This window comes from Lacicoccus qingdaonensis, from assembly GCF_900101075.1.
GTDB classification, from domain to species: domain Bacteria; phylum Bacillota; class Bacilli; order Staphylococcales; family Salinicoccaceae; genus Lacicoccus; species Lacicoccus qingdaonensis.
On record NZ_FNFY01000047.1, the window covers coordinates 1 to 7915 of the forward strand.

At 47.8% G+C, this 7915-nt stretch carries 6 protein-coding genes; 1 reads left to right on the forward strand and 5 read right to left on the reverse strand.

What is annotated here, in order from left to right; translation table 11 throughout:
- A partial coding sequence (locus BLR15_RS13410) for a transposase (RefSeq protein ID WP_143004009.1) occupies positions 1 to 217 on the forward strand: 217 nt, incomplete at its 5' end.
- A gap of 322 nt (positions 218 to 539) precedes the next feature.
- On the opposite strand, the gene BLR15_RS13415 is transcribed toward BLR15_RS13410, so the two are convergent.
- The 5 genes from BLR15_RS13415 to BLR15_RS13435 all read right to left on the reverse strand — a co-directional run bounded on the left by BLR15_RS13415 (position 540) and on the right by BLR15_RS13435 (position 7797).
- Positions 540 to 1922 carry an amidase gene (locus tag BLR15_RS13415; RefSeq protein WP_092988309.1) on the reverse strand — a complete coding sequence of 461 codons (1383 nt, stop codon included), beginning with the start codon at positions 1920 to 1922 and terminating at the stop codon, positions 540 to 542.
- 19 nt (positions 1923 to 1941) lie between these two features.
- On the reverse strand, positions 1942 to 4065 hold the full coding sequence (locus BLR15_RS13420; RefSeq protein WP_092988311.1) for a DEAD/DEAH box helicase: 2124 nt from the start codon (positions 4063 to 4065) through the stop codon (positions 1942 to 1944).
- A gap of 402 nt (positions 4066 to 4467) precedes the next feature.
- Positions 4468 to 4728, reverse strand: coding sequence for an LPXTG cell wall anchor domain-containing protein (locus BLR15_RS13425; RefSeq protein ID WP_176754174.1), 261 nt, complete (start codon positions 4726 to 4728; stop codon positions 4468 to 4470).
- Positions 4729 to 4821: 93 nt separating this feature from the next.
- Positions 4822 to 5607 carry a tyrosine-protein phosphatase gene (locus BLR15_RS13430; protein WP_245696818.1) on the reverse strand — a complete coding sequence of 262 codons (786 nt, stop codon included), beginning with the start codon at positions 5605 to 5607 and terminating at the stop codon, positions 4822 to 4824.
- A gap of 57 nt (positions 5608 to 5664) precedes the next feature.
- Positions 5665 to 7797, reverse strand: coding sequence for a heavy metal translocating P-type ATPase (locus BLR15_RS13435; protein ID WP_218118675.1), 2133 nt, complete (start codon positions 7795 to 7797; stop codon positions 5665 to 5667).
- Between the last annotated feature and the right edge of the window lie 118 nt (positions 7798 to 7915).

Here is a 7915-nt window from a genome sequence, read left to right on the forward strand (position 1 = left end):
AACCAAGTTATCAAAGAGAGGCTCCCCTTATTTAAGACGGGCCATCTGGCAAGCTGCATTTGTAGCCAGCAACCAGGACCCTGCGTTAACTGCGTATTACCAAAAATTACGCAACAGAGGCAAAGTACATGGGACAGCTGTCGGTGCCGTCGCACGGAAGCTCACACACATCATCTTCGCGATAATGCGGGATAAGAAACCTTACAAGCCCCACTAACCACTGGATGGATAATCACCAACCACAGGGGCCGCCTGATTAAAATTTGTATTTAATCGGGTTTATTTGACGTGCTTAATTTAGCTACTCATTATTTACTCAATCACTCCCAATATAACCTTGACTTTTTATAGCTGGTCTTATTTAAATCTGGTTGACTAACGGGAAGCTTTGGCAACATTATGTAAAACGCTTTCATATATTATTTTATCAAATAAATGAATATTCAGACAGTTAAATGTCTCGAATTAAAAACCTTCCGTGCATGTGGCAAAGAAGGTCTTATGTCTCATTGATATGACATTTCATGTTCAAATCCATATTATGACTGATTCTGTTCTATCAGATAGCCGACGTCGAGCAGCTTCGCTTCAGATAACGGCGGTCCGATAATCTGGAGGCCGATCGGCAGTCCATCCTTGAAACCGCACGGCACTGACAGTGCCGGCAGCCCCGTTAAACTTGCCGGACGCATAAAGTGCAGCGCACTTTTAATCAGTTCCTCTTTCTTACCGTTGATATCGACGAAATTGCTGCCGATGTCAGGTGCTGTAAAGGGCAGTGTCGGTGAAATCAGTACATCCACCGTTTCGAATACTCTCAGCAGTTCGCTTTTCAGCCTTTTCTTAGCCTCCTGTGCTTTTATATAATCGATGACTGACGGCACTTTGATATTCTGGAATACGGTTCTCATCTCTATACCGAATGCTTCCGGATTTTTAAGTAATTCATCCCGGTGAATGGCGGATGCTTCACTGAACACGGTAATCTGGTCCAAATCCTCAGTACCGTGCAGCATAGGTATTTCAATCAGCTCAACTTTGGCTCCATTCATTTCAAGAAACCGGATATTGTCTCTCACCGCTTTTTCAATATCAGCGTCGACATTTTCAAAGAAATACTTCTCATCAATGCCGATGACGAGACCACTCACGTCACCAGTATGATGATCCAAATAATTTTCAGGCGGAGCATTCAAAGTCATCGGGTCTTTATTATCCTGACCGGCAATGATTTCAAGTAAGCCCGCCGCGTCTTTAATGCTTTTCGTCATCGGCCCGATATGGTCCTGACTCGGTGCGAGCGGGAAAGTGCCGTATGTGCTCACCCGGCCGAACGTCGGCTTCAGGCCGGTGACGCCGCATAATGCCGCCGGGATGCGGATGGAGCCGGAAGTGTCGGTACCGAGCGACGCCGACGTCATATCTGCTGCCACCGCAGCACCGGAGCCGCCGCTCGAGCCGCCTGTGATCTTATCCGTATTCCATGGATTTCTCGATGCACCGTAATGCGGATTATCGTTCGTAATGCCGTAGGCGTATTCATGCATGTTCAGCTTGCCGGTGAAAATCGCACCAGCTTCAGACAGTTTTTCGACAACGGTGGCGTTATAAGCAGGTTTGAAATTTCGGTGGATTTCAGAGCCCATTGTCGTTGTTTCATCCTTGATGTATATGTTGTCTTTAAGCGCGATCGGAATGCCGTGATACATGCCCCGGTAATTTCCGTTCAATATTTCCTGCTCTGCATGCTTTGCGGCCGCTTCCGCCTTTTCACGGGTAAAACTGATATATGCATTGATGTCCTTTTGTTTTACTTCCGCATGATCCAGCACCGCTTTTGTGAGTTCAACCGGTGATATGCTTTTATTTTTTATAAGCGGTGCAAGCTTTGACACCGGCTTTGAAATCAGTGATTGATTCATCTTTCACCCTCCATTAAAATCATTCAACACGCTCTGCCACACGCTGCTGCTCCATTTCCATGACCTTCTGCTTTACGGATGCGTCCGACTCGTTCATCGCAATGGATGCCACCTGGGATTCTCTTGCGTAAACATCGAACAGTTCGGATTTCTCGCCGAGTATTTCAAGCATGCTGACATCTATACTGTCTTCAGTAAGCAGCCGGTAGACGACAACATTCCTCGACTGTCCCATCCGGTATGCCCGGCTGATCGCCTGTTCCTCCGTCGATGGTTTCCATTGCGGTTCGCACAATATGATGATGTTCGCCGCCTGTATATTGAGCCCGACGCCGCCGGCCTGTATCTGGCTGATGAGTACAGAGCCCGGTTCTGCTTTTGTGAAATCATCGATGATTTCCTGGCGCCTCTTGTTCGGTACATCCCCGCTGATCGGTTCGAATGTACAGTCCCCGAGATGGCACTCGATCGTCCGCATAACATCCCTAAAATATGAAAACACCAGCACTTTATGCCCGTTGTCCGCCGCTTCCTCGCAAATATCCAGCAACACTTCCAGCTTCGGCGACTTCTCCGGCGTACCGCCCGTCCAGGCAGCCCGTCTCATCTTCATCAGCTGTTCGTTTAAAACGGCTTCCTTATAATACCGGCTTTCATCTTTGCCAAATTCGGTCCACTTCGGAATGATATCCAATTCAGGCAGTTCACCCAGTACATCCACCCGGTTCCGCCTCAAATATACCGGCGCCACCGTCCGTTTGAATGCCTTCGGTTCAAGAAGATACAATTCCTGCGTCAGTTGGTCTGCAAGCTCCGGCTGCAGTACGCGAATCAGCTGCTTCATCTCAGCAAGCCTGTTCTCAAGCGGCGTCCCGCTCATATACAGCACATACTCCGTATTTTCACCAAGTTTATACACACTCTCGGAACGTCTTGCGCCCGGATTTTTAACAAAGTGCGCTTCATCGACAACCAGCACATTGAGATCAGGAATCTCATCCCTGTCGAGCTTCCCTGCATGACCATATGTCGTCAGCATCACACCCGACTCAGTCTTCCAGCGCTCAAATGCTTCGTCACGGCCGTTCCCATGGAAAATAAAAACCTTCAGGCGTGAGAATTTCTGTATCTCCCTTTTCCAGTTGGCAATGACGCTGAGCGGGCAGACGACAATCGCATGTTTTTTACCTTCAAGACGCAGATGGTTGATCATCGCCATCGCCTGGATCGTTTTACCGAGCCCCATCTCATCACCGAGAAGCGTTCTTTTATTGAGCAGCCCATACTTCGCACCGAACTCCTGATAGTGCCTGAGCGTCAAATCCAACCCGCTCGTATCCAGTGGAAATGCCTCGACGGCATTGACGATTTCAGAAGGAATATCACCCGCAGTTTCCACTTGCGAATAGCCCGTCACTTTTTCAATTTCAATATAGTAGGCTGCGTTATTATTGATGAAATGCTCGATAAGCTCATATTCAGAAACCGAGAAACCTTCGATATGATTCAGCATCGTTTTTATTTGTTCCAGTTTGTCCTGAAACTGCTCTTTATTCAATTCACCAAATGCATGTTCGACCGCTTCTTTTTCATCACTGGACTGGAACAGTCCCATGAAAAAGTTCTTCTGTTTCTTTGCGATGGATATATAAGGATTCACTTCCGATTCATACTGTTTAAGCAGTTTTACTGCTTTCTCAGCCTTGGTCAATATCTCCCTTTTTCTATAAACCGTTTCAATCAGTTTCAAATCAAGATCGGCCAGATTATCCGGATCCATTCTCGGATGCGCCTGCTGATAGACCGATTCCTTTATTCTCGTTACGGCATCATGAATCAACGCTGCATATGTATCGCCGATACCGTTAATATTTGTCAGCTGATTCACATCATAGGGTGCCACATCGTAAATCGTTCTGAGACCATTATTCACTAGCAGATTGATCGGCATCCCCTTTTCCAGAGTGGAGATTGTATCGATGTGCATCGATTTCAGCTGCGCGTTTCCTGTGCGGACTTTCAGCTTCTGCCACAGATTTTTGATGTCCTTGTCGAAACTCTCCTCGGAATAACTGCTGACCTGGTTACCGATATTATGTAGTTCATTTTCCAAACGTTTGACATCTTTTTTATTCCTTAACATGCTGCCCCTCCAAACCCAATGTCTGATTAAATTTAATTATAGTGAATAATTGGAAGAATTAATATGGAAGTGATTGATTATTTGGATAAGAGCGATCGACAGTCCGTCCGGGTGCGCCACTTGAGCGCTGTTTCGACATGGCGCAGAAACGATGTCGGGACAGGGGCGGTCTCCCGACATGGCGCGAAAACGACGTCGGGACAGGGGCAGTCTCCCGACATGGCGCAAAAACGATGTCGGGACAGGGGCTGTACCCCGACATGGCGCGAAAACGATGTCGGGGGAGAGGCAGTTTCCCGACATGGTGCGAAAACGATGTCGGGAGCGAGGCAGTCTCTCGACATGGCGCATCAAAAAACCTCCATAGCTGAAATAGCTTTGGAGGTTTCATCATTCAATCTCTTATTTATCTGTCGGTTTTCTTCTTTTCACAAGGAAGCCGAGTCCAAGTGCTGCCAAAACAGCCGCGAATATCGTGGTACTTTGTTCTGCGACACCTGTGTTTGGAAGAACTTCCGACTCACTGGCGTCAGCCGAACCGTCATCGGAATCGCTCACTGGAGCCGCCACGCCTTCGGAGTCATCCACGTCTTCTGTGTAGACAGACGGATGATCGTTCGCACGGTCTGTGGACTTTTCGCCGGCTGGCGGATTGTCGGTCACTGAGAGCTGTGAGTGACTGGATAATGATGAAATCCGCACCCGCGGCGCTTACAAAAAGACCGGTCATCTGCTGATGACCGGCCTGGCATTTTATCATATATATTTAATTGATTTTTTCGTGTCTATCTTCTCATCTCTGAAGATTTTCTCTGCATTATCCACCAGGGTATCTGCATATTCAGAACCCAGTTTGTCTGCAATGACGTCCAATGCCTCTTTAAGTTTGAACGGTCTGTAGTCAGCATCGTGGGCATCGCTCGCCACTATGTGAATCAGATCATCTTCGATCATCTTCAAACCGATTTCCTGCAAAGTATCTCCGAAATCTCCGGTTATGGACCCGGCAGTTACCTGCGCCACTGCACCTTTATTGATCAGTTCATATAATATATCTATATCATTCACTATAGGCTGGCATCTTTCAGGATGGGCAATAATCGGTGTATAGCCGTGCGTAACGAGCTCATCAATCACTGCGTCGTAATACGGTGGCAGTTCGCCGAACGGCAATTCTACGAGTATATACCTGGAATCGTTCAAAGTCGTATTGATTCCATCACGAAGTTCCTCCAAAATATGTTCATTGATGCGGATTTCCTGACCATGATGGACGTTGATATCGATGTTATTGTCGTTAATGATCGCTTCTAAGATTTTTATTTCTTCAAGCACTTTTTCCTTCGGCGTATACCAATTGCCGACCTGATGGTGCGGGGTAACCATAATGTTCGTTATACCCTGCGCTGCCGCCTGCTCGAGTAATTCATGCGCCTCATTCTTTGAAGTTGGACCGTCATCAATATTAATTAACAGATGGTTATGAATATCAATCATCAAATTCAGCTCCAATGTGTATTTGAATACACCCCATCCTAACATGTTATGTGAAAAACTTCTTATTTGGCCCCTTTATGCGAATAAATATCTCAACGCTCATCATCCATTCAATCTCAGCGTCATTGCATTCAGTGCGACGACCACCGTACTGATCGACATCAGTATTGCGCCGACTGCGGGAGAGAGGATGAGCCCGGCTGCAGCGAGGACGCCTGCTGCAAGCGGGACGGCGATTATGTTATAACCTGCCCCGAGCCATAGATTCTGCACTGTTTTCTTCATCGTCTTCTCTGCCAGTGACAAGAAATTCATGATATCCGACGGTTCGCTCTTGACAAGTATGACGTCTCCGGATTCGACAGCGACATCCGTGCCGGCGCCGATTGCGACGCCGATGTCCGCCCTGACTAAACTCGGAGCATCATTGATGCCGTCACCGACCATCATCACTTTCCTGCCCTCTTTCTGGTACGAGTGGATCAGTGCCTCTTTATCTTCAGGCATCATCTGTGCATTGACCTCGGTGATGCCCAGTTCAGCTGCGACGGCTTCTGCCACCTGACGATTGTCGCCTGTCAGCATGACGGGTTCAATACCGCGGTCGATCAAGTCTCTCACCATGTCTTTGGAACTTGATTTGATCTGGTCGCCCTGTGCGACGATTCCGCTGTTCTCACCGTCTATGACCAGGAAGCTGACTGAATTCCCCTGGCCCGCAAGGGCATCAAACTGTGCCTTGTCATAATCCATGCCATTATCTTCGAAATAGGACACGCTTGTGATTTTCATATCTTTACCGGCGATCATCGCTTCCAGTCCGATGCCGGGTATGTTGCTGACATCTTCGGCGTGTGGGATATTAACATCTTCCTCTGCCGCTTTATCCAGTATGCCGAGTGCCAGCGGGTGACTCGAACTTTTTTCCATTGCTGCCATGAATCCCAGCACCTCTTCATCGGAATAAACTTCATTGAAGCTTTCAAAATGATTCACTGCGAAATTGCCTTCTGTGAGCGTGCCTGTCTTATCCATCATGACCGCGTCCAAATGTCTGGCAGTTTCCAAAGACTCGCGGTTCTTGACAATCAGACCGTTGCTCGCACCAATGGATGTCGACCGCGCCGTGACGAGCGGAATGGCGAGCCCAAGTGCATGGGGACACGCGATGACCAGGACCGTCACCAGTCTTTCAAGCGCAAAATCTACGTTGCCCGAAATCATCATCCATACGACAAATGAAATCAGACCCGCGCTGAGTGCGAAGTAGAATAAATACCCGGCAATCCTGTCGGCAAGCAGTTCTGCTTTGGATTTATCACTTTGAGCCGCGCTCACCAGCCCCATCACCTGTGACAGATAGCCGCTTTCTCCGGTGCCTGTCACTTTTACCGTAATCGTACCGGAGCCGTTCACCGAACCGCCGATGACGGAGTCATCAATTGTCTTTTCAACATTTCTCGATTCTCCGGTAACAAGCGACTCATCGACTGAAGTGCGTCCGGATACGATCACACCGTCCGTCGGAATGTTGTCCCCCGCTTTCACCTGGACATGGTCACCTTCATTCACTTCCGCAAGTTCCATCTCTTTCGAGTTGCCGGCCTCATCAATGACGACGGCAGTGCTCGGCAATAGTTCAGCCATTTTTTTGAGTGCATCTCCGGCATTGCCCACGGCACCCATCTCAATCCAGTGACCCAGAAGCATGATGATAATCAATGTCGCAAGTTCCCAGAAGAAATCCATCGTGTGTGCATCCGGCGCACCGAAATGGTTCATATAGAATGCATACAGGCTGTAGAAATATGCCACCGAAATACCCATTGTAATCAGTGTCATCATGCCCGGCTTACGTGCTTTCAATTCTTCTTTGGCACCACTTATGAAAGGCTGTCCACCGTAAAAGTAAAGTATTGTTGCAAGTACCAGCACCAGCCAGTCAGAACCGGGAAACGTGAATTGGAACGGAAGCTCGATGCCCATCATCGGAGCGAGAAATATGATCGGTACTGCAAAAATCAGTGAAACAAAAAATTTCTTCTTGAAATCTCCGTGATGATGATGGCCCTCGTGCCCGTTGTGGTCCCCGTGATGGCCGTGGTGGGCGTGATCATCTCCGTGATGGACGTCGTGTCCCGCGTGATCGTCGGTATTGTCATGTCCTTTCTGCTGTTCATGATTGTTGTGATTGTCATGGTGATGGCCACGATGTTTATGATTATGTTCCGACATGTTCATCCCTCGTTTCTTTTTATTTAGACCAGCTATAAAAAGTCAAGGTTATATTGGGAGTGATTGAGTAAATAATGAGTAGCTAAATTAAGCACGTCAAATAAACCCGATTAAATAC